Raw genomic sequence first — 22,209 nt, forward strand, 5'->3', positions numbered from 1 at the left:
GAGGTGAAGGAAATGGAATTAGTAGAAATTAGACAGGAATTAGAGAAAATGGCTAAGAGATTAGCGGCTTTTAGGGGGTCTCTTTGACCTCCCTACTAAGGAGAAACAAATTGCAGAATTAGAAGAAAAAATGATGGGCCCAGGATTTTGGGATGACCAACAAGGCGCTCAAACTGTAATTAACGAAGCAAATGCGTTAAAAGATATGGTTGGAAAGTTCCGTCAGTTAGACGAGACGTTCGAAAACTTAGAAGTAACGCATGAACTCTTAAAAGAAGAATATGATGAAGATTTACATGAGGAATTAGAATCGGAAGTAAAAGGCTTAATTCAAGAAATGAATGAGTATGAGCTTCAATTACTATTAAGTGATCCTTATGATAAAAATAATGCGATTTTAGAATTACACCCAGGTGCAGGTGGAACAGAGTCACAAGACTGGGGTTCTATGTTATTACGTATGTATACACGCTGGGCTGAAAAACGTGGATTTAAAGTAGAAACAGTTGACTACTTACCAGGTGATGAAGCTGGTATTAAGAGTGTTACTTTATTAATTAAAGGTCATAACGCTTACGGTTATTTAAAAGCAGAGAAAGGTGTACATCGTCTTGTACGTATTTCACCGTTCGATTCTTCAGGCCGTCGTCATACATCATTCGTATCTTGTGAAGTGGTACCTGAGTTCAATGATGAAGTTGAAATTGAAGTGCGTACAGAAGACTTAAAAATTGATACGTACCGTGCAAGTGGAGCTGGTGGACAGCACATTAATACGACAGATTCAGCAGTTCGTATTACGCATACACCGACAAATACGGTTGTAACGTGTCAGTCAGAGCGTTCTCAAATTAAAAACCGTGAGCATGCGATGAAAATGTTAAAAGCAAAATTATATCAAAAGAAATTAGAAGAGCAACAAGCACAATTAGATGAAATCCGCGGGGAACAAAAAGAAATTGGATGGGGCAGCCAAATTCGTTCTTACGTATTCCACCCGTATTCTCTTGTAAAAGACCATCGTACAAATACAGAAGTTGGTAACGTACAAGCAGTTATGGATGGAGAAATTGATCCATTTATTGATGCTTACTTACGTTCTCGCATCTAATAACCAGTGGGGGAATCCCCACTGATTATTAGCTTTAACAAATCTGGCTTTTACGGGCAGCCCGACCCTCACCTAACTTCTTTACTTTTGTTGAATTTTGAGGTAGGGGTCTTACTACCCAGTAAATTGTGGGATAAGAGAAAAAGCCAACAAAATTGTTGGCCCATGCTGAGAAAATAGAGGATATACAACGTTTTATTTATATGGATGAAGTACAGGGGAAGAGAAGTTGGAAACGACAACTTCTCTTTTTGATGGGGTTATATGCAGAATACAATGTTGTATATTGTTTTGTAAAAAGTAGAGAATAGTAAAACAGAGCGGCAATAGAGTAAGATTTTATAAAGAACTTTTTTGATTTGCCTTTTAAAAAGATTCTTTATAGAAGTTTTTACGTTGTTCACAGAATTGAAACAAATTATGGAAGCTTTATTTTATCAGGGTTCTCACTGTATTTTTCAAGAATATGAAATATACCTTAGTTTTTCTATATAAAGATAATGCTTATAATAAAAATGAGTGTGTTAGGAATGAAAAGAATATCAACAATGGGGAGCGATAGAATTGAAAAAGAAATTGTTGGCTATTGCACTAGGTACATCAGTCGTTTTTGCTTTAGGAGCATGTGGAAATAAAGAAGAGAGTAAGCCTTCGAAACAATCTGCAAGCACAGATAGCCCAGAGCAAATTTATCAAAAAAGTTGTATAGGCTGCCATGCGAAAGATTTATCAGGAGCAACTGGACCGGATTTACGAAAAGTAGGGCAGAAATATGATGCAGCAGAGATTGAAAAGATTATTGAAAAAGGTCGCGGTTCAATGTCACCGGGAATTATTCAAGGTGAAGATGCGAAAAAAGTAGCTGAGTGGTTAGCTGAACATAAATAAAAAGAGAAAAATGGGCGAGTTGTTTATATAATCTTATCTAAAAATGAATTTGGATAAGAGTTATAACAACTCGTCTCCTTTTTCTGGGATGTAACATAACTGTAACAAAAATGTATCCGAACTGGAAACCGTTTGATGTTACAATGAGGTTTGTAGAATTTTGCTGAAATATATTACATAGAGTAGCAGTGCGAATAAAAAGCATGTAAGTAAGCTGCCTTCAACAAGAATGGTTAAATGAAAATAAAGGATTCCTTTTTATTTTCACATGTACAGAAAAGTATTTCGAAAAAAAATCATTAAGCATTGGGTGATAAATAATGATAAAAATGACGAATGTTTATAAGGAGTACCCGAATGGTATGAAAGCCGTTGCTGGTCTCACAGTTAACATTAAACAAGGTGAATTCGTATACGTAGTTGGACCGAGTGGAGCCGGAAAATCTACATTTATTAAAATGATGTATCGTGAAGAAAAGCCAACTACAGGATCTATTAATGTAAATGGACTTACTATCGAATCATTGGCAGAAAGAGATGTTCCATATTTCCGTCGTCAATTAGGCGTGATTTTCCAAGATTTTAAATTATTACCTAAATTAACGGTATATGAGAATGTTGCGTTTGCTTTAGAAGTAATTGAAGAAGAACCAGATGCGATTCGTGAGCGTGTTACTGAAGTGTTAGGACTAGTAGGTCTAGATGATCGTGCAGACGCACTTCCAAGTGAACTTTCAGGTGGAGAGCAGCAACGTGTGGCTATTGCAAGAGCGATTGTTAATAGACCAAAGGTTGTAATTGCCGATGAGCCAACTGGTAATTTAGATATTGAAACAGCTCTTGATATTATGAAGATCTTTACGCGCATTAATGAGCGTGGTACAACGATTGTTATGGCGACGCATAATGCAGATATCGTAAATACAATCCGTCATCGTGTAATCGCGATTGAAGGCGGAAAAATTGTTCGAGACGAGATTGAGGGAGGATACGGATATGAAGGCTAAAACCCTTAGTCGACATTTGCGAGAAGGTGTAAAAAATCTATCCCGTAACGGATGGATGACATTTGCTTCTGTAAGTGCAGTAACAGTTACATTATTACTTGTAGGTGTCTTTTTAACAGCGATTATGAATATGAACCATTTTGCTACAAAAGTAGAGCAAGATGTAGAAATTCGTGTACACATTGATCCAGCAGCAAAAGAAGCTGATCAAAAGAAATTAGAAGAAGATATGAGTAAGGTCGCGAAAGTAGATTCTATTAAATACTCTTCTAAAGAAGAAGAATTGAAACGTTTAATTAAAAGTTTAGGCGATAGTGGAAAAACGTTCGAGTTATTTGAGCAAGATAACCCACTGAAAAACGTATTTATTGTAAAAGCGAAAGAGCCAACTGATACAGCACAAATTGCGAAAAAGATTGAAAAAATGCAGTTTGTAAGTAACGTTCAATACGGTAAAGGTCAAGTTGAAAAATTATTTGATACTGTAAAAACAGGACGTAATATCGGGATTGCATTAATTGCAGGTCTTTTATTCACAGCGATGTTCTTAATCTCTAATACAATTAAAATTACAATCTATGCTCGTAGTACTGAGATTGAAATTATGAAACTTGTAGGTGCAACAAACTGGTTTATTCGTTGGCCGTTCTTGCTAGAAGGATTATTCCTAGGAGTATTAGGATCAATTATTCCAATTGGTCTAATTCTAGTTACGTATAATTCACTGCAAAGTGTGTTTAATGAAAAACTTGGCGGAACAATTTTCGAGCTTTTACCATACAGCCCATTCGTATTCCAATTAGCTGGTTTATTAGTGTTAATCGGTGCGTTAATCGGTATGTGGGGAAGTGTAATGTCAATTCGTCGCTTCTTAAAAGTATAAAAAGTTGCAAACATAATTCGTACAAGCTTATCATATAGTAGAAATAGGTAAAGGCATCACACGCTGTGTGATGCCTTTTGCTACACCACCTGTGTGTTTTGGAAAGGGGAATTCCGCATTGAAACGTAGAGTTGCAATTATTGGAATGGTTGTTGCATTTTTAATTGGTGCTGGCGGAATGTTTGCAGGAATGTCTGTATTTGGGGTTAACCCAGCAGAAGTAACGCAAACAATTTCGAGTGGGAACGCTAGCACGACGCAAGGGAATTTGGCAAAAATTAATGAGGCATATGGACTAATTGATTCACGTTATGTGGAAGACGTGAAAGATGACAAGTTAGTTGAAGGTGCAATACAAGGCATGTTGTCTACGCTGAAGGACCCTTATTCCACGTATATGGATAAAGAAACAGCCAAACAGTTTAGCGAATCACTTGATCCCGAGTTAGAGGGGATTGGGGCTGAGGTGAACAAAACAGACGGTAAGCTTATTATCGTATCGCCAATTAAAGGTTCACCAGCAGAAAAGATTGGAATTAAGCCGAATGACCAAATTTTATCTGTAGATGGAAACAGTGTAAAAGACTTATCGCGTGAAGAAGCTGTATTAAAAATTCGTGGTAAAAAGGGAACGACTGTCGCGATTGAAATTAAACGTGCAGGAGTAACTGATCCGATTGTATTCAAAATTAAGCGTGAAAAAATCCCAATCTTCACGGTAGTTAGTTCTGTGAAACAAGAGAATGGAAAAGATATCGGTTATATGCAAATTACTTCTTTTGCTGAAAATACAGCGAAAGAATTTAAGGATCAGTTAAAAGAGTTAGAGAAGAAAAACATAAAAGGTTTAGTTATTGACGTTCGTGGTAATCCTGGTGGCTATTTAAATAGTGTAGAAGATATACTAGGAGAAATTATGACGAACAAAAAGCCGATGCTACAAGTAGAGCAGCGAAATGGTGAGAAAAAGCAAATCTCTACAGAGCTGAAAGAGAGGAAGCCATATCCAATTTCAGTATTGATTGATAAAGGAAGTGCTTCTGCTTCGGAAATTTTAGCTGGCGCATTGAAAGAAGGAGAAGGTTACGATTTAATTGGTGAAACAACATTTGGTAAAGGAACTGTTCAGCAAGCCGTTCCGTTTAAAGATGGCAGTAACATTAAATTAACGATGTTCAAATGGTTAACTCCAGATGGAAACTGGATTCATAAAAAGGGAATCAAGCCAACTGTAGAAGTGAAACAACCAGATTACTACCATGCGACGCCAATTCAAATTGAAAAAACACTTTCATACAATTCAAATGATGTGCAAGTGAAGCATGCGCAAGAGATGCTGAAAAGCTTAGGTTATGTACCGGGGCGTGAAGATGGCTACTTTAGTAAAGAGACAGAATCAGCACTGAAAGCATTCCAAAATGCGAATGAGATGGAAGCGACAGGACAGCTGGATAAAAAGACAGCTGAGGCAATTCAAACTAAAATCATTGAAAAAATCCGTTCTGGAGAAAATGATCTACAATTACAGGCAGCATTAAAATTAATAGCGAAATAAGAAGAAATACAGGCATTTTATTGCCTGTATTTTTTTGTGTTAAACAAACGTTTGTCCAGTTATGATAATATAAAAAGAAAGAATGATATAAATGGTGGTGAATGAGTTCGTGGAGGCATGGCTTTTTGAAATAATGCGGGCAGTTGGACGTTTTTTCTTGCACCCTGCTGTCTATGTATTTTTAATAAGTAGTATCTTCGTTGGATATTTACGTATATTACGAGAACGAAAAGATTTTTCTTTTAAAGTTTATGATATTTGGTTTGAATTGCGAACATCTCTATTTGCAGGGCTTGGATATGGATTAATCGTATCTATTATTACGATTGGACTTGGACTTGTTGTTTCCAAGGCGAGCTTATGGGCCATTTTACTTTGGACATTATTATTTGGATTAACTGCTATGTATCGATATTTATCGGCAGCTTATACGTTCAGTATCGCAATTGTATGTGTTTTATTATCTTCTAAGCTGCCAGTTTCCTTCTTACAGCTTGGAGAAGGTGAAGAGGGTACGATTGTATCTCTTGCTATTTTACTAGGCATCATGCTTGTTGTGGAGGGCTTATTGATTTCTAAAAACGCGGTGAGATATTCTACACCGAGGATTAGGAAGGGGAAACGTGGGCTCAAGATTGGTTTACACGAATCGAAGCGTTTATGGATCGTGCCGATTTTTATTCTTGTACCAGGTGATGCGGTAACCCAGTTTATTTCATGGTGGCCTGTCGTTTCAATAGGAACAAATACATATTCTCTATTCCTCGTTCCATTTTTAATTGGATTTATGCGAAAGATTAGAAGTTATGAGCCGACGGAAGCTTTACTCTTTACAGGAAGACGTGTTTATGGATTAGCTGGTCTTGTACTTGTTTTAGGGGTCGCGAGTTATTGGTGGCACGTACTTGCTATTATTGCAATGGGTGTCGCAATGCTTGGACGTTTTACGATTTCGATGCAAGAAAAAATTGTAGATGAGACAAGACCGGCATATTTCGCTGCACGCAATGATGGACTTGTCGTGTTAGATACAATTCCAAATACAATTGGGGCCGAGCTGAATTTACTGCCTGGAGAAATAATTACGAAAGTAAATGGAGTCGTTCCAAGGAGTGCCGAAGAATTTTATGATGCGCTTCAAACGAAAACAACAGGAGCTTTTTGTAAATTAGAAGTGGTAGATACAAATGGTGAGCTTCGTCTTGCTCAAACAGCATTATATGCTGGAGGACATCATGAGTTAGGCGTTGTATTTGTTCAGCAAGAGCACGAGTGGGATTCGGAAGCGATGTAATAAAAATGAGGGTGTTACCACTAGGTGACACCTTTTTTGTTTGATTGGGAGCAGCAGTACATGAAATTTATATCGGCGATTATCAGAATATATCAGCGCAATTGAAAATATATCGGCGATTATTAAAATATATCGACTTTCTGGCAAAAAACGACAACTATCGCAAACCTTATTTGTAGTTTCATAGTCGAATAACTTGAATAATTATTTGATAATGGTTATCATTTAGGGAGTCTTTTAATTTGGAAAAGGGAGGGAATATATGCTACGTAAATTTTTTTCTTACTATAAACCGTATAAAGGTTTATTTATACTCGATTTTTCTTGCGCGGTTATCGCAGGATTACTGGAACTTGGTTTCCCGCTTATCGTAAATCAATTTATTGATAAGTTATTACCAGGACAAAACTGGACGCTTATTTTATGGGCTTGTTTTGGTTTACTTGCAGTTTATATGTTAAATGCAGGTTTACAATATGTTGTTACCTACTGGGGGCATATGCTAGGAGTTAATATTGAAACAGATATGAGGCAGAAATTATTTGATCACATTCAAAAGCTATCATTCAGATTTTTTGATAATAATAAAACAGGTCATCTAATTTCACGTCTTACGAACGATTTAATGGAAATTGGGGAAATTGCTCACCACGGGCCAGAAGATTTATTCATCGCCGTAATGACTTTAGTTGGGGCATTTTCATTTATGATGATGATTAACTGGAAGTTAGCACTTCTAACATTCTTTGTAATTCCATTCCTATTATGGTTGGCGCTTTACTTCAATAAAAAAATGACGGGTACGTTTAGACGTTTATTCTCAGATGTCGCTGATTTTAATGCATGTATCGAAAATAACGTCGGTGGTATTCGCGTTGTACAAGCATTCGGAAATGAAAAGTTTGAGAAAGACCAATTCGCTGTGAACAACGCTCGTTTCCGTACAACGAAATTAATGGCGTATAAAATTATGGCGCTAAACTCATCCATTAGTTATATGCTCATGCGTCTCGTAACGCTCTTCGTATTAATATGTGGCACATGGTTTGTTCTGCAAGGTGAGTTAACGTATGGTGGATTTATCGGATTCGTCTTATTAACGAATATTTTCTTCCGACCAATTGAGAAAATTAATGCAGTTATTGAAAGTTATCCGAAAGGAATCGCAGGTTTTAAAAGGTATGTAGAACTTCTTGAAACAGAGCCTGATATTGTGGACTCTAAAGATGCGATAGAAGTAAAGCATGTACACGGTGATATTCACTATAACAACATTACGTTCGGATATGAAAATAAAGAACCGATTTTAAATGATATTAGCTTGAAAATACACGCAGGTGAAACAGTTGCGTTCGTTGGGCCATCAGGGGCAGGGAAAACAACGTTATGTAGTTTATTACCACGCTTTTATGAGCAGGAATCTGGGTCAATCCAAATTGATGGCATTGATACGAAAGAGATGACTTTATCGTCACTTCGTAAACAAATTGGAATTGTACAGCAAGATGTATTCTTATTCTCAGGAACGATTCGCGAAAATATCGCTTATGGAAATTTACAGGCTTCAGAGGCTGCAATTTGGCAGGCGGTAAAACGTGCCCAGTTGGAGGATTTAATTTACTCGCAACCAGACGGTTTAGATACAGTTATCGGTGAGCGTGGTGTGAAACTTTCAGGGGGACAGAAGCAGCGTCTAGCAATTGCTCGTATGTTCTTGAAAAACCCGCCAATTTTAATATTAGATGAAGCGACTTCTGCATTAGATACAGAGACGGAACTTGCTATTCAAAAATCACTTGCAGAACTAGCTGTCGGTCGTACAACATTAGTTATTGCTCACAGGCTTGCAACTATTAAAAATGCGGATCGTATCGTCGTTGTAAATAAAGATGGTATTGCAGAACAAGGTTCGCATGAGGAATTAATTGAGCGAGGCGGAGGGTATAGCCGATTATACGAAGCGCAGTTTAGTTCGTAAATATAATTTCTGCTGAATTCGTGCACCATAAGTAAGTGGAAATCTTATATGGGAGGCTATAAAGCATGATTGTAACAACAACATCTACAATTCAAGGGAAAGAAATTATTGAGTATATTGATATCGTGAATGGAGAAGCGATTATGGGTGCGAATATTGTTCGTGACCTTTTCGCATCTGTCCGTGACGTTGTCGGCGGCCGTGCAGGAGCTTATGAAAGTAAATTAAAAGAAGCGCGCGACATCGCAATGGAAGAGATGAAAACATTCGCAAGGCAAAAAAATGCGAATGCCATCGTTGGTATCGACGTGGATTACGAAGTAGTTCGCGAAGGAATGCTAATGGTCGCGGTGAGTGGGACTGCTGTCCGTATATAAAGTGAAACTTTAATCAGTGGGGGGCATCCCGGCTAGTTATGAGCCTTCACCAACTGGGCATTTAATGCCCACAAGTAGCAAGATAAAGTGAAAAGCCGTGCTGATGCACGGCTTTTTGTTATTGTGATGTCTAATATTATCTTTATGTCGAAGCCACGATATTTCTTGGGAAATGTGGAAGGCCCCGTCGATATATAGGGAAGACATTAGAGCGCTTCTTTACACCGCTGAATTTGAACTAATAATTTTTCATATTCTTGTTCAAGAAATGTGATGTCATCGTGATGATTGGGTATAGAAATCCGGCTGATGACTTCTGTTAATTTCGTTTGTAATCGCAATAATTCTTGTTCAGTAACGTTTACGGAAGCTTGAGTGGTTCTTTTGATGTATTGCTCGTAATTGCCATAGAATATTCTTGGTTCGCTCTCATCTACTTGTAGAATATGGTCTGCAACAGAACGAATAAAGGCACGGTCATGGCTAATGAAGAGTATAGTGCCAGGATACTCTTGTAACATGTTTTCTAATTCTTCCTGTGTTGTTAAATCTAAATAGTTCGTCGGTTCATCGAGCAGGAGCATATTATAGTTTCCTAAAAATACTTTTGCGAGTGCAACCTTCATTCGTTCACCCCCGCTTAGAACGTGCACAGGTTTATGAACATCTTCGCGGCGGAAAAGGAGCCGGGCAAGTATTGTTCGAACGAACGATACAGTATAGCTCGATTCTTCTAGAACATTTTCTATAATTGTTTTATCTGTGTTTAAAATAGATAGTGTTTGCTCAAAGTATCCGATTTTACAACTCTTCGAAAGCTGGATACCACGCTCGTTTGCGAGAAGCATGTTGAACAAAGTTGTTTTTCCACTTCCATTTGCCCCTAAAATAGCAAGCTTTGCACCGGGGGCAATTGTCCCATTCATATTTTTAAATAGTGTGCGGTCGCCTATTTTCTTTGTTGCTTTATTGAACTGTACTGCCACTTTACTATGAATGGGTGTATGGTATTGCACGTCAAACTGAGCCTGAGAAAGATCTTTTGGCTTTTCTTTCTTTTCTAGTTTTTCGAGACGTGTTTCTAATACTTTGGCTGCTTTGCTGACCTGTTCTTGCCCATGAGCTCCACTTAATTTATAAAGTTTAGATTCAGATGAACTGAACCGAGTTGGGATTTTTGTCATGCTAGAAGCGCGTTGTTTTCTTTGTAAAATGGACTGTTCCAAACGATTTTTTTCTTGTACATATTGCTCGTATTCTGCTTCCTTTTGTATTCTCTCACGTTCTTTTTGCTTTCGATAGTTGGAATAGTTTCCTTTATATTCTTTAATCATCCCGTCTTCAACTTCGATGATTTTTGTACATATTGTATCTAGGAAATCGCGATCATGAGATATTAAGACAAGCGCACCTTTATAAGATGAAAGTGCCTTTTCTAATTGCTCTGTACCGAACATATCTAAGTGGCTTGTTGGTTCATCAGCAAATAGAATGCCTGCCTCTTGTTCAAGGGCATGGGCAATCTTTAGGCGCATTCGTTCGCCGCCGCTCATTGAATTTGCGACGTTTGAAATACTCCATTTTCCTTTTGCAAGAGAAGAAGCGGTTTCCAGTATTGTATCGCTAAGCTGTGGAATGATAGCGATAGAACTATGATGAGTTACTGTCCCTTTGTCAGCTTCTATTTCTTTACTTAATATTTGCAATAACGTAGATTTTCCAGCTCCGTTGACTCCAACGATTCCTATGCGATCGTGTGCGTGAATTTCTAGTGATGGTAACGTAAATATGGTACGGTCACCAAAGCTCTTTTCAATATTACGTGCGAATAAAATAGTCATAAAAAAACCTCCCTAGTTTCACTAGAGAGGATAAACGTCGCCCTTCAATGTAAAAATCGTACATAAATAAACGATTTTTCACATGATCGTCTCGAAAGAAAGTATCGACAAATGGACAGACTAATCCCCTGCTAGTTTTCATCATTTTTGTTCACTATTTGTGATGGATGAAATAAATAAGAGAATTAGAACTTCATTGGTCAAATTACCTTCCTTTCATAATATTATTTTTATTGTATGCGCATACAAACGGGTTTGTCAAACTTATTTCTGTTAGCTATTTTTAAATTTGCTATTATACAGTTGTGCCTTTGTAATTGCTTCAGCATCATTTTTGATTTCATCCAATCCATTCGCATCCCCGATAATATACCCTTCAAATGATGAACCAACAAAATCAAAGATATACTGGAATTGAGCAATAAGTGGCAATGCTTTCCGTTTCGGATTGTCTCCGCCAACGATGACGACGTACATTTTTTTACCTTTCATTTTCTCTTTGAAATGAAGAGAGGTATCACGTAAGCTTTGTGACCAACGATCAACGAAGTTTTTCATATGGCCGCTCATTCCGTACCAGTATAGTGGTGTAGCAAAGATAATCGTGTCGTGCTCTAGCATGCGTTTGGTTAATTGTTCGTAGTCATCATTTACAGGTTGAAATCCTTCAGCATCATGGCGTTGGTCTGTAATAGGATAAATGGTATGGTCACGTAAATAAATTTGTTCTGCTTTCATTCCATCAATCATCATATATGTTAAGGCTTCCGTATTCCCATTTTGTCTTGAACTGCCGTGTATAACAAACATGCAATCATCCCTTTTCTTTTTCTTGTTTTAGGAGTGAAACGTGTTTTTGTAAATTCGTTTGAATGTTGGAAAGTAATGAGATTTGCCTTGTTACTTCATTGAGCTTATCTTCGTAAAGTGCAAGGATACTGCTGCATGGATTTTCGTATAGATGTGGTTCGATTTCGAGGCAGCTCAGCATTCTTGCAGTTTCTTCTAAATTTAAGCCGAGCTGTAAGTACATTTGGATAAGCTCTACTTTTTCAATGGCACTTTTATCGAAATCACGATAGCCGTTTGTGAGGCGATTTGAAGGGAGCAATCCCTTTTCTTCATAATGTCTTAGTGATCTTTCGCTAACGCCAGTTTCTTTTGATAACTCTCCAATTCGCACTGCATTTCACTCCTTTTACATGTATTGTAAACCTTCACACTAATGTGAAGGTCAACTCTGTTTTTTCGCAAAAGAATCTACATGATTTAAAAACACTTGAATGGCTTTAGATGGAATGAAATATTTGCCACGCACGATGGAGAATGGACGAATTAGTTTTTCAGTTGGAACTTCGACGTGGAATAGTTCTTGGGCTAGTAGTTCTTTCCGCACGGTCCAATCAGAAAGTATAGCGATGCCAAGCCCGGCAGCGACGGCTTCCTTTACACTTTGAATGCTACTAAATGTAAAGAATCGTTTCATTTTTAAATGATGTTGATGAATAAAACGATCGCTATAGGCACGTGTCCCAGAGCCACTTTCTCTTAATACCCATACTTGGTCTTGGAGAGTAGCTTCGTTTATATCCTTGATGTGAAGTAATGGGTGATTTGGAGGGACGACGAGCTTCATTTCATCTTGCATAAACGCTTCAACGTCTACGTCAGCATATACGACTTGTCCCTCTACTAAGCCGATATCAATTTGATTAGAGCGAAGGCTTTGCAAAACTTCTTCTGTATTAGAGATAAGGGTATGAACTTCGACGTGCGGATTTTCATTGGCATAGTTAGCGAGTATTTTGGGAAGTAAGTATTCGCCAATTGTAAAACTAGCACCGATGCGAAGTGTTCCTGTTACAACGTTATGTAATTCGTTAATTTCCTGTTTTGCATCATCATAAAGAGAGAGCATTTGCTTTGCATGTATGTATAATATGTTTCCAGCTTCCGTAACTTGTACATGCTTTGGGGAGCGCTGAATGAGTGTAGTTCCAAATTCATTTTCCAGGTTGCGAATGTGCATGCTTACACCGGGTTGTGAAAGGTTTAAAAGTTCTGCTGCACGAGAGAAATGTTTCTGTTCAACGACAGTCACAAAGATTTTCAAAATGTCGACGTTCATTTGTTAGGCCCCTTTATTTTTGTTTTTATTCTATCATAAGTATTTCTGATGATAGAGATTTAATATTGATATTAAACTTATTATAAAAACTCTCTTATAATGTAAGTAGAAAGAACATGCATGTTCCAATACGATTATTGGGGTGGTACAAGGTGGAACAAACACTTGTTATACAAAAGAAAAAGGGCTTTGGATTTTCGCAAGGTATTGGGATTACATTATTAATCGCCATTGCTGCGAAATATTTAGCGGAGCTTCCATTTTTAAATATTATGGGACAATTAGTAATTGCTATTCTAATTGGGATGATTTGGCGCGCAGCGATTGGAGTCCCTCCAGAAGCGATAGCGGGAACGAACTTTGCGAGTAAGAAGTTGCTTCGCTTTGGGATTATCTTACTTGGAATGCGATTAAATCTGGTTGATATTGCGAAGGCGGGGCCGAAAGTATTGGTCATCGCAGCGGTAGTTATTACATTCACCATTTTCGTTGTATATGGATTGACAAAAGTATTTAAAGTAGAAAAGAAACTTGGGATTTTAACGGCGTGTGGAACGGCGATTTGTGGTGCGGCAGCGGTCGTGGCAATTGCACCACAAGTGAAAGCAAAGGACGATGAAACGGCGGTTGGTGCCGCAATTATTGCTATTTTAGGTACGATATTTACGCTTATTTATACATTATTATATCCAGTGCTTGGCTTATCTCCGTACGGTTACGGTGTATTCTCGGGGGCGACGCTGCATGAAATTGCTCACGTAATTGCGGCTGCGGCACCAGGCGGTAGCACGGCTGTCGACATCGCGGTTATCGTGAAATTAACGCGCGTTGCGATGCTTGTACCAGTAGCGATTTTAATTGGGTTATGGTTTGGTAAGAGCGAGGGAAGCGAAGAAAAGAAATCGTGGAAGGAGCTTCCGATTCCTTGGTTTATATTCGGATTTTTAGCGATGAGTGCGGTGCATTCACTCGGGATTATCCCCGAAGTTGTTGCCGGTTATATTGTAATAATTGCGTACATGCTTATCGCAATGGCGATGGCAGGTCTCGGTTTAAATGTAGAGTTTAAAACGTTCCGTAAATTAGGAAGCAAAGCATTTGTAGCAGGGCTGATCGGCTCGGTTTGTCTTTCTATTCTTGGATATGTTCTTGTATGGGTATTAGGATTTATGTAGTAGAGGAGAAAGCTGTTCCAAAAGATATTTTGGGACAGCTTTTTCTTATGATTATAGCGCTATGGATTTCAGTATTTGTTAGTAAGTCGATATATTCGGAAAATCGCCGATATAAATGGAGTTGCGCTGATATATTTAGAAAATCGCCAATATAAATGGAGTTGCGCTGATATATTTAGAAAATCGCCGATATAAATGGAGTTGCGCTGATATATTTAGAAAATCGCCGATATAAATGGAGTTACGTCGATATATTGGGAGAATCGCTGATATAAACTTAACTACTATCGTACTTTGTTAGAGAAGGTGTTCAGTGGAATGTTTTTCTGAAATTTGTAAATTAATCTTTACTTGTAATTGGAAAATATTTATAATTCAAGTAAAGATATCTTTACTTTTGAAGGTGGATCCTATGGGTGTGAAAAATAAAATTAAAGAATTAAGAAAGCAAAATCATATAACACAAGTTGAAATGGCAAAGGTGATGCAGGTGACGCGTCAGACGATTATAGCGATTGAAAATCACCATTACAATCCGAGTCTAGAGTTATCCCTAAAAATCGCCAAATATTTTGGGATGAAGGTGGAGGAAATCTTTACGCTGGAGTAAGGGGAGAGGAAATAAATGATAAGTTTGAGAGATTTCAATTAGATTAAACGTTTAAATATATAAGGACTGGTTTTGGGGTATTAATTAGTATGTTATCAATGAGCGTATTAACAAAGACTAGCAAATAGATATATAAAGGGGAAGCGGAGTGGGATTACCGGTGTTATGTGTCGCTACAGCTATATTTGCACTTCTTTGGGGAATGCAAAATTTCTCTCGTAATCCAGTGCCAAGTATTTGTATTATGATTGGCACTGTTGGTTTATCGTATTATTTATTACTATTGGCCCATTATCATAAAACGGCAACGAGCGTTGTTGTTGGAGCACTTATTTTATTTTGTGGGCGCGCTGTACAAAAAGGATTATTTCCGTAAAAGCTGTTTATACAATGAGTATAAACAGCTTTTTGTATTTTTTTACAAAAGTCTTGAAAGTTACGTAACGTCATCTTTTATAATGAAGGGGAAGAGGTGATGGTAGTGATTTCAATACAAGAATTGACGAGAGAGACAGGGGTAACAGTACGTACATTACGTTATTATGATCAAATAGATTTATTAAAGCCGAGCGGGAAAACAGAAGGCGGGCATCGTTTATATAGTGAAGCTGACGTAATACGTCTCCAACAAATTTTATTTTTAAAGGAAATGGGATTTTCACTAAAAGAGTCTGCGAATATGTTAGTAAAAGGTGAGCTTAACTTAAAGGATTCGCTTGAAAAACAACTTCGGTTTGTACAGGAAGAACAAAAGAAATTCAATCGAATGGAGCGCGTTTTACAAGCAGTTGTTTATTCGGTGGATGTGGAGGGAGAGCTCGATTGGAAAGTTATGTTTGAACTGATCCAGCTTTCGAAACAGTCTTCTCGTATACGTGAAATATTTCAAAATGAAGTATTTTCAAAGGAAGAACAAAAGTTGCTTCATAATTTGCCAAATATGAGTGAAGAAGATCCGAATGTTTTAGAATGGGTGGATTTATTAAAGCAATTACGCACTTTTATGAAAGACGGTAAAGAAACTGCAAGTGATGAGGTGCAAGGGGCAATGAAGAGATTAATGCAGAAGTGTTTAGAACTGGCCAATGGTGATGAAGCGTTTTTAGATAAGTTATGGGAAGTTAGAAAATCGAAGGAAGATTCACAGAAAATGAGCATGTATCCAATCGAAGAAGAATTTTTATTATATATGGATGAAGCTTTTCGTATATATGATGAAAAGGAGAAGGATAAATGAGTATACTCGCAGAATATCGTTGGTACTTTTTAATTGGGGCAGAGATTGTATTTTGGTTATCGGCTATCGGTTTCTTTTTACTTCGTTACGGATTCCGTTTGAAGAAGGCAAGCTTTATTATGGGGATTGTACTACTCGTAAATGAAGTGTTCATTTTAACCTTAGGGGTAGTGGACTATTATCAAACAGGAAAGTTTTCTAACTTTCAGATTATTACCGTAATCATTTTATTGTATGCGGTCTTCTACGGGAAAAAGGATTTGAAGAAGCTTGATATATTTGTGCAAAAGTTAGCTGCGAAATGGCGGAATGAACCAGCGCCTGTTATTGAAGAACATATAGAATTAACAGGTATGGCCTATGCAAAGCAGGAAATGAAAAATTGGGTATTACATCTTGTTTTATTCGTTGGTGTGCATATATTCTTTTTCTTCGCGTATGGATTTATTCCATTTGAACAATGGGGAAATTGGTTAGAATCGGGAATCGTTTTAAATAAAGCTGCAAGTCGCGTGAGCCAAGTGTGGGCAATTATATTTTTAGTTGATACAGCAATTTCATTTTCATATGTTATTTTTCCGAAGAAGGAGAAAGGGAAAGAAAAGCTACTTTCGTAGAGGAAAGTAGCTTTTGCAGTATACAAATAATTCTTATAGGAGAGGATGACAATAGGGAAAAGAAGTGGTTTTATATGCCTACTTCTCTTTAGTTTAGTAGCATGCTCACAACCTAACATTACAATTGATAAGAAGAATGATGTCATTGTAAAGGAAGCAGTAACTTCTAATCTAGATAAATTTGAAAAGTTCGTTTTGAATGTGGAACAAGGGGAAGTTGATAAAGTAAGAATTGTACATTATACACATGAAGGTGATCCGGTTTTTCAAACGTTAGAGTATAGTGGAACAGATATAATTCATATGTTAGATAATAGGCAAGATCGATTTGCTGGTAATCATACAGATATAGATGAAGATAGTTGTAAAAGGATTGTTAAAGAGCAGCGTGAATTACAAACGGCTTATAGGTTAATAGACTGTCTGAATGAAAATGGGCGCAATGGATATGATTTATTATATGTACTTAAAAAATAGAGTTAGTAGAGGAAGGAAGTTTTGACTCCTTCCTTTTTCTATGTATATATTGTCGAAAATTTTACCGAATATCTGTTCGTTTTTTTAGGTTTTTTATGGGCATTCGTGGTAAAATAATAATACAGATTTTTATGAGGAGGTCGGATTTTACTTGGAACATCAATTTGAAATTATCTCAGCGTATTCCCCGCAAGGTGATCAGCCGGTAGCTATAGAGAAGCTTGTAGAGGGACTTAATAGTGGAAAGAAAAAGCAAGTGTTGCTGGGAGCGACAGGGACGGGTAAGACATTTACGATTTCAAATGTCATTAAAGAAGTACAGAAGCCAACACTTGTGATGGCTCATAATAAAACGTTAGCAGGACAATTATATAGTGAGCTGAAAGATTTTTTTCCGAATAATGCAGTTGAATATTTTGTTAGTTATTACGATTATTATCAACCAGAAGCGTATGTGCCGCAAACGGATACTTTTATAGAAAAGGATGCGCAAATTAATGATGAAATCGATAAATTGCGTCACTCAGCAACGTCTGCATTATTTGAACGGGACGATGTAATTATCGTTGCGAGTGTTTCGTGTATATATGGTTTAGGTTCTCCGGAAGAATACCGCGAGTTAGTTGTTTCACTTCGAGTTGGTATGGAAAAGGACCGCAATCAATTGCTTCGTGAACTTGTTGATGTACAGTACGGACGTAATGATATTGATTTCAAGCGTGGGACATTCCGTGTGCGCGGAGATGTAGTTGAAATCTTCCCGGCATCACTTGACGAGCATTGTATTCGAATTGAATTTTTCGGTGATGAAATCGATCGTATTCGTGAAGTAAATGCGTTAACAGGTGAAGTATTAGCAGAACGTGATCATGTAGCAATCTTCCCAGCATCTCACTTCGTTACACGTGAAGAAAAAATGAAGGTTGCTATTGAAAATATAGAAAAAGAATTAGAAGAGCGTTTAAAAGAATTAAATGATAATGGTAAGTTGTTGGAAGCGCAGCGTATAGAGCAACGTACACGTTATGATCTAGAAATGATGCGCGAGATGGGCTTTTGTTCAGGGATTGAAAACTATTCCCGTCATTTAACACTTCGTCCAGCGGGTGCAACGCCGTATACGTTATTAGACTATTTCCCGAAGGATTTCTTAATTGTTATGGATGAGTCGCACGTATCAGTGCCACAAGTAAGAGCAATGTATAACGGGGACCAAGCACGTAAGCAAGTACTTGTGGATCATGGATTCCGTCTGCCATCAGCTTTAGATAATAGACCGCTCACGTTCGATGAGTTTGAAGAGAAAACGAATCAAGTCATTTACGTTTCGGCAACGCCAGGACCATACGAATTAGAGCAGTCACCGGGGGTAATAGAACAAATTATTCGTCCAACAGGGCTTTTAGATCCACCAATTGATATACGACCAATTGAAGGTCAAATTGACGATTTATTAGGAGAAATTCAAGATCGTATTGCAAAAAATGAACGTGTATTAATTACGACTTTAACGAAAAAAATGTCAGAGGATTTAACGGATTACTTAAAAGATGTAGGAATTAAAGTGAACTATCTTCACTCTGAAATTAAAACGTTAGAACGTATTGAAATTATCCGTGACCTTCGCCTTGGTAAGTTTGATGTACTTGTCGGTATTAACTTATTAAGAGAAGGATTAGATATTCCAGAAGTATCACTTGTAGCTATTTTAGATGCAGATAAGGAAGGATTCTTGCGTTCAGAACGTTCGTTAATTCAAACGATTGGTCGTGCGGCGCGTAATGAAAACGGCCGCGTTATTATGTACGCAGATCGCATAACGAGATCGATGGGAATTGCAATTGAAGAAACGCAGCGTCGTCGTACTATACAAGAAGCTTACAATGAAGAGCATGGTATCACGCCGAAAACGATTCAAAAAGGCGTTCGTGATGTAATCCGTGCAACGACAGCGGCCGAAGAACCGGAAACATATGAAGCAACTCCTGCTAAGAAGATGACGAAGAAAGAACGTGAGAAAACAATCGCTAAGATCGAAGCAGAGATGAAAGAAGCAGCAAAAGCGTTAGACTTCGAGCGTGCAGCTGAATTAAGAGATTTACTATTAGAATTAAAAGCGGAAGGGTGAAAAGAGTGAGCATGAGCAAGGATTTTATCGTTGTAAAAGGTGCTAGAGCACATAACTTAAAAAATATTGATGTAACCATTCCGAGAAATCAGCTTGTTGTTGTAACGGGATTGTCTGGTTCAGGGAAATCGTCATTAGCGTTTGATACAATTTATGCAGAAGGGCAGCGCAGATACGTAGAATCGTTATCTGCGTATGCACGCCAATTTTTAGGACAAATGGATAAACCGGATGTCGATACGATTGAAGGGTTGTCACCAGCGATTTCGATTGATCAAAAAACAACGAGTCGTAATCCACGTTCAACTGTCGGGACAGTGACGGAGATTTATGATTATTTACGTTTATTATTCGCACGAATTGGTACGCCGATTTGCCCAAATCACGGAATTGAAATTACATCACAAACAGTGGAACAGATGGTAGATCGTGTTCTTGAATATCCTGAACGTACGAAATTACAGGTGTTAGCTCCTATCGTGTCAGGACGTAAAGGTGCACATGTGAAAGTACTTGAAGATATTAAGAAGCAAGGTTATGTTCGTGTACGTGTTGATGGTGAAATGCTAGATGTGTCAGAAGAGATTACGTTAGATAAAAATAAGAAGCATTCCATAGAAGTTGTAATTGACCGTATTGTTGTAAAAGAAGGAATTGCAAGCCGTCTTGCTGATTCACTTGAAAGTGCATTAAAGCTTGGCGGGGGACGAGTGTTAATCGATGTTATGGGAGAAGAGGAACTTCTATTTAGTGAACATCATGCATGTCCGCATTGTGGTTTTTCAATTGGTGAATTAGAGCCACGTATGTTCTCATTCAACAGTCCGTTCGGTGCATGTCCTTCTTGTGATGGACTTGGCTCAAAGTTAGAGGTAGATTTAGAGCTTGTCATTCCGAACTGGGATTTAACATTAAATGAACATGCGATTGCTCCTTGGGAACCGACAAGTTCACAATATTACCCACAACTTTTACAATCTGTGTGTAATCATTACGGCGTTGACATGGATATGCCTGTGAAAGATATACCGAAAGATTTATTTGATAAAGTGTTGTACGGGAGCGGTGAAGAGAAAGTTTATTTCCGCTATGTAAATGAATTTGGTCAAGTAAAGGAAAATGAGATTTTATTTGAAGGTGTTATTCCGAATATAGAGCGTCGTTATCGTGAGACGAGTTCTGATTATGTTCGTGAACAAATGGAGAAATATATGGCGGAGCAAGCTTGTCCGAAGTGTAAAGGCGGACGCTTAAAGCCTGAGAGTTTAGCTGTTTTCGTTGGTGATAAAACGATTGCTGACGTAACGAAATATTCTGTTCAAGAAGTACAGGAATTCTTCTCAAATGTTGAGTTAACGGAGAAACAACAAAAAATTGCTCATTTAATTTTAAGAGAAATTCAAGAACGTGTAGGTTTCTTAGTAAACGTTGGCTTAGATTATTTAACGTTAAGTCGTGCGGCTGGTACTTTATCAGGTGGTGAGGCACAGCGTATTCGCCTAGCAACGCAAATTGGTTCTCGTCTTACTGGCGTACTTTACATTCTTGATGAGCCTTCTATCGGTTTGCATCAGCGTGATAACGATCGTCTTATTCGTACATTGCAGGAAATGCGTGATTTAGGAAATACGTTAATTGTTGTTGAGCATGATGAAGATACGATGATGGCAGCTGATTATTTACTTGATATCGGGCCTGGCGCAGGTATTCACGGTGGACAAGTCGTATCAGCAGGTACACCAGCTGAAGTTATGCAAGATGAGAATTCGTTAACAGGAAAATATTTAAGCGGTAAAGAGTTTATTCCAGTTCCACTTGAAAGACGTAAAGGTGACGGACGTAAAGTGGAGATTGTCGGTGCAAAAGAGAATAACTTAAAGAATGCGAAGATGTCATTCCCACTTGGTACGTTTGTAGCGGTAACGGGTGTATCTGGATCAGGTAAAAGTACGATGATTAATGAAGTACTATATAAATCGTTAGCGCAAAAGTTATATAAAGCGAAAGCGAAGCCAGGTACTCATAAAGAGATTAAAGGTCTTGAGCATTTAGATAAAGTAATTGATATTGATCAATCGCCAATCGGTCGTACACCACGTTCTAACCCAGCGACGTATACAGGTGTATTCGATGATATTCGTGATGTGTTTGCTCAAACGAATGAAGCGAAAGTGCGCGGATATCAAAAAGGACGTTTTAGCTTTAATGTGAAAGGCGGACGTTGTGAAGCGTGTCGTGGTGATGGAATTATTAAAATCGAAATGCACTTCTTACCAGACGTATACGTGCCGTGTGAAGTTTGTCATGGTAAACGTTACAACCGTGAAACGTTAGAAGTGAAATATAAAGATAAGAACATTTCTGAAGTATTAGGAATGACAATTGAAGATGGGGTAGAGTTCTTCGCTAATATCCCAAAAATTAAGCGTAAACTTCAAACGCTTGTAGACGTTGGGCTAGGTTATATGAAATTAGGACAGCCGGCAACGACGTTATCAGGTGGTGAAGCACAGCGCGTGAAATTAGCCTCTGAATTACACCGTCGTTCTACAGGGCGTACGTTATACATTTTAGACGAACCAACGACGGGTTTACATGCACATGATATTGCACGTCTTCTAGAAGTGTTGCAACGTCTTGTAGAGAGTGGTGAGACGGTACTTGTAATTGAACATAATTTAGATGTGATTAAAACAGCTGATTATATCGTTGACCTTGGACCAGAGGGCGGGGACAAAGGTGGACAAATCGTCGCTTCTGGAACGCCAGAGCAAGTAGTAAAAGAAGAACGCTCGTATACAGGTAAGTATTTAAAAGAGATTTTAAATCGTGATAAAGCAAGAATGAAAGAGAAAATAAAAGAAGTAGAGCTATCGCAATAAGTTTATTACGAAAAACCGAGT

At 37.9% G+C, this 22,209-nt stretch carries 20 protein-coding genes; 16 read left to right on the forward strand and 4 right to left on the reverse strand.

The features are described from left to right. The first annotated feature begins 12 nt into the window (after positions 1 to 12). From prfB to JDS98_RS24950, 8 genes are all read left to right on the forward strand, one after another. Positions 13 to 1,111 (forward strand): peptide chain release factor 2 gene (prfB, locus tag JDS98_RS24915; protein ID WP_199634454.1). Its coding sequence is split into 2 segments (ribosomal slippage): positions 13 to 84 and positions 86 to 1,111, totalling 1,098 coding nucleotides; the frame shifts between segments, so codons are not numbered across the junction. A gap of 564 nt (positions 1,112 to 1,675) precedes the next feature. Beyond that, entirely contained in the window at positions 1,676 to 1,999 is a 324-nt protein-coding gene (cccB, locus tag JDS98_RS24920) for a cytochrome c551 (RefSeq protein WP_000727967.1), read from the forward strand. Positions 2,000 to 2,319: 320 nt separating this feature from the next. Beyond that, positions 2,320 to 3,006, forward strand: a complete 687-nt coding sequence (ftsE, locus tag JDS98_RS24925) for a cell division ATP-binding protein FtsE (protein WP_000594334.1) — start codon at positions 2,320 to 2,322, stop codon at positions 3,004 to 3,006. Then, positions 2,996 to 3,889, forward strand: a complete 894-nt coding sequence (gene ftsX, locus JDS98_RS24930) for a permease-like cell division protein FtsX (RefSeq protein ID WP_000645031.1) — start codon at positions 2,996 to 2,998, stop codon at positions 3,887 to 3,889. The genes ftsE and ftsX overlap by 11 nt, the downstream gene beginning before the upstream one ends. 118 nt (positions 3,890 to 4,007) lie before the next feature. Next, a complete protein-coding gene (locus JDS98_RS24935; protein ID WP_000830308.1) occupies positions 4,008 to 5,444 on the forward strand; it encodes a S41 family peptidase in 1,437 nt (478 codons plus the stop codon). A 109-nt stretch (positions 5,445 to 5,553) separates the two neighbouring features. Then, on the forward strand, positions 5,554 to 6,738 hold the full coding sequence (locus JDS98_RS24940) for a PDZ domain-containing protein (RefSeq protein ID WP_016107240.1): 1,185 nt from the start codon (positions 5,554 to 5,556) through the stop codon (positions 6,736 to 6,738). A gap of 262 nt (positions 6,739 to 7,000) precedes the next feature. Beyond that, positions 7,001 to 8,716: an ABC transporter ATP-binding protein gene (locus tag JDS98_RS24945; protein WP_000944601.1), complete on the forward strand. Its 1,716-nt coding sequence runs from the start codon at positions 7,001 to 7,003 to the stop codon at positions 8,714 to 8,716. A 65-nt stretch (positions 8,717 to 8,781) separates the two neighbouring features. Beyond that, a complete protein-coding gene (locus JDS98_RS24950) occupies positions 8,782 to 9,093 on the forward strand; it encodes a heavy metal-binding domain-containing protein (RefSeq protein ID WP_000637523.1) in 312 nt (103 codons plus the stop codon). A gap of 206 nt (positions 9,094 to 9,299) precedes the next feature. Here JDS98_RS24950 and abc-f read toward each other — a convergent pair whose 3' ends face one another. From abc-f to JDS98_RS24970, 4 genes are all read right to left on the reverse strand, one after another. Further along, positions 9,300 to 10,934, reverse strand: a complete 1,635-nt coding sequence (gene abc-f / locus JDS98_RS24955; protein WP_097958748.1) for a ribosomal protection-like ABC-F family protein — start codon at positions 10,932 to 10,934, stop codon at positions 9,300 to 9,302. Positions 10,935 to 11,207: 273 nt separating this feature from the next. Beyond that, entirely contained in the window at positions 11,208 to 11,744 is a 537-nt protein-coding gene (locus JDS98_RS24960; RefSeq protein ID WP_000497638.1) for a flavodoxin family protein, read from the reverse strand. Between the two features lie 4 nt (positions 11,745 to 11,748). Further along, positions 11,749 to 12,117, reverse strand: a complete 369-nt coding sequence (locus JDS98_RS24965) for a MerR family transcriptional regulator (protein WP_097958745.1) — start codon at positions 12,115 to 12,117, stop codon at positions 11,749 to 11,751. Between the two features lie 51 nt (positions 12,118 to 12,168). After that, positions 12,169 to 13,062, reverse strand: a complete 894-nt coding sequence (locus JDS98_RS24970; protein ID WP_001099965.1) for a LysR family transcriptional regulator — start codon at positions 13,060 to 13,062, stop codon at positions 12,169 to 12,171. Positions 13,063 to 13,214: 152 nt separating this feature from the next. Here JDS98_RS24970 and JDS98_RS24975 point away from each other — a divergent pair, with 152 nt between their 5' ends. The 8 genes from JDS98_RS24975 (at position 13,215) to uvrA (ending at position 22,188) form a co-directional block, all read left to right on the forward strand. Then, positions 13,215 to 14,237, forward strand: a complete 1,023-nt coding sequence (locus JDS98_RS24975) for a YeiH family protein (protein WP_000438410.1) — start codon at positions 13,215 to 13,217, stop codon at positions 14,235 to 14,237. Between the two features lie 412 nt (positions 14,238 to 14,649). Beyond that, complete coding sequence (locus tag JDS98_RS24980) at positions 14,650 to 14,847, forward strand: helix-turn-helix transcriptional regulator (RefSeq protein WP_000538368.1); 198 nt, start codon at positions 14,650 to 14,652, stop codon at positions 14,845 to 14,847. Between the two features lie 148 nt (positions 14,848 to 14,995). Continuing rightward, positions 14,996 to 15,223: a hypothetical protein gene (locus tag JDS98_RS24985; RefSeq protein WP_000524132.1), complete on the forward strand. Its 228-nt coding sequence runs from the start codon at positions 14,996 to 14,998 to the stop codon at positions 15,221 to 15,223. 99 nt (positions 15,224 to 15,322) lie between these two features. Continuing rightward, positions 15,323 to 16,084 carry a MerR family transcriptional regulator gene (locus JDS98_RS24990; RefSeq protein WP_142307055.1) on the forward strand — a complete coding sequence of 254 codons (762 nt, stop codon included), beginning with the start codon at positions 15,323 to 15,325 and terminating at the stop codon, positions 16,082 to 16,084. Next, a complete protein-coding gene (locus JDS98_RS24995; RefSeq protein WP_000025216.1) occupies positions 16,081 to 16,701 on the forward strand; it encodes a hypothetical protein in 621 nt (206 codons plus the stop codon). Before JDS98_RS24990 ends, JDS98_RS24995 begins: the two co-directional genes overlap by 4 nt. A gap of 45 nt (positions 16,702 to 16,746) precedes the next feature. Then, positions 16,747 to 17,178 (forward strand): DUF4362 domain-containing protein, encoded by a 432-nt coding sequence (locus tag JDS98_RS25000; protein WP_199634455.1) that lies wholly within the window; start codon positions 16,747 to 16,749, stop codon positions 17,176 to 17,178. A 151-nt stretch (positions 17,179 to 17,329) separates the two neighbouring features. Continuing rightward, on the forward strand, positions 17,330 to 19,306 hold the full coding sequence (gene uvrB, locus JDS98_RS25005; protein WP_000401006.1) for an excinuclease ABC subunit B: 1,977 nt from the start codon (positions 17,330 to 17,332) through the stop codon (positions 19,304 to 19,306). Between the two features lie 11 nt (positions 19,307 to 19,317). Then, positions 19,318 to 22,188, forward strand: a complete 2,871-nt coding sequence (gene uvrA, locus JDS98_RS25010; protein ID WP_000030983.1) for an excinuclease ABC subunit UvrA — start codon at positions 19,318 to 19,320, stop codon at positions 22,186 to 22,188. The last annotated feature ends 21 nt before the right edge of the window (positions 22,189 to 22,209 follow it).

Source organism: Bacillus cereus group sp. N11 (genome assembly GCF_016483605.1).
GTDB lineage: Bacteria > Bacillota > Bacilli > Bacillales > Bacillaceae_G > Bacillus_A > Bacillus_A toyonensis.

Bases quoted from the DNA above. Each gene is read 5' to 3' on its own strand.
- ftsE (WP_000594334.1), top strand. From the start codon at position 2,320: ATGATAAAAATGACGAATGTTTATAAGGAGTACCCGAATGGTATGAAA.
- ftsX (WP_000645031.1), top strand. From the start codon at position 2,996: ATGAAGGCTAAAACCCTTAGTCGACATTTGCGAGAAGGTGTAAAAAAT.
- JDS98_RS24945 (WP_000944601.1), top strand. From the start codon at position 7,001: ATGCTACGTAAATTTTTTTCTTACTATAAACCGTATAAAGGTTTATTT.
- JDS98_RS24950 (WP_000637523.1), top strand. From the start codon at position 8,782: ATGATTGTAACAACAACATCTACAATTCAAGGGAAAGAAATTATTGAG.
- abc-f (WP_097958748.1), bottom strand. From the start codon at position 10,934: ATGACTATTTTATTCGCACGTAATATTGAAAAGAGCTTTGGTGACCGT.
- JDS98_RS24960 (WP_000497638.1), bottom strand. From the start codon at position 11,744: ATGTTTGTTATACACGGCAGTTCAAGACAAAATGGGAATACGGAAGCC.
- JDS98_RS24970 (WP_001099965.1), bottom strand. From the start codon at position 13,062: ATGAACGTCGACATTTTGAAAATCTTTGTGACTGTCGTTGAACAGAAA.
- JDS98_RS24980 (WP_000538368.1), top strand. From the start codon at position 14,650: ATGGGTGTGAAAAATAAAATTAAAGAATTAAGAAAGCAAAATCATATA.
- JDS98_RS24990 (WP_142307055.1), top strand. From the start codon at position 15,323: ATGGTAGTGATTTCAATACAAGAATTGACGAGAGAGACAGGGGTAACA.
- JDS98_RS24995 (WP_000025216.1), top strand. From the start codon at position 16,081: ATGAGTATACTCGCAGAATATCGTTGGTACTTTTTAATTGGGGCAGAG.
- JDS98_RS25000 (WP_199634455.1), top strand. From the start codon at position 16,747: ATGACAATAGGGAAAAGAAGTGGTTTTATATGCCTACTTCTCTTTAGT.
- uvrA (WP_000030983.1), top strand. From the start codon at position 19,318: ATGAGCAAGGATTTTATCGTTGTAAAAGGTGCTAGAGCACATAACTTA.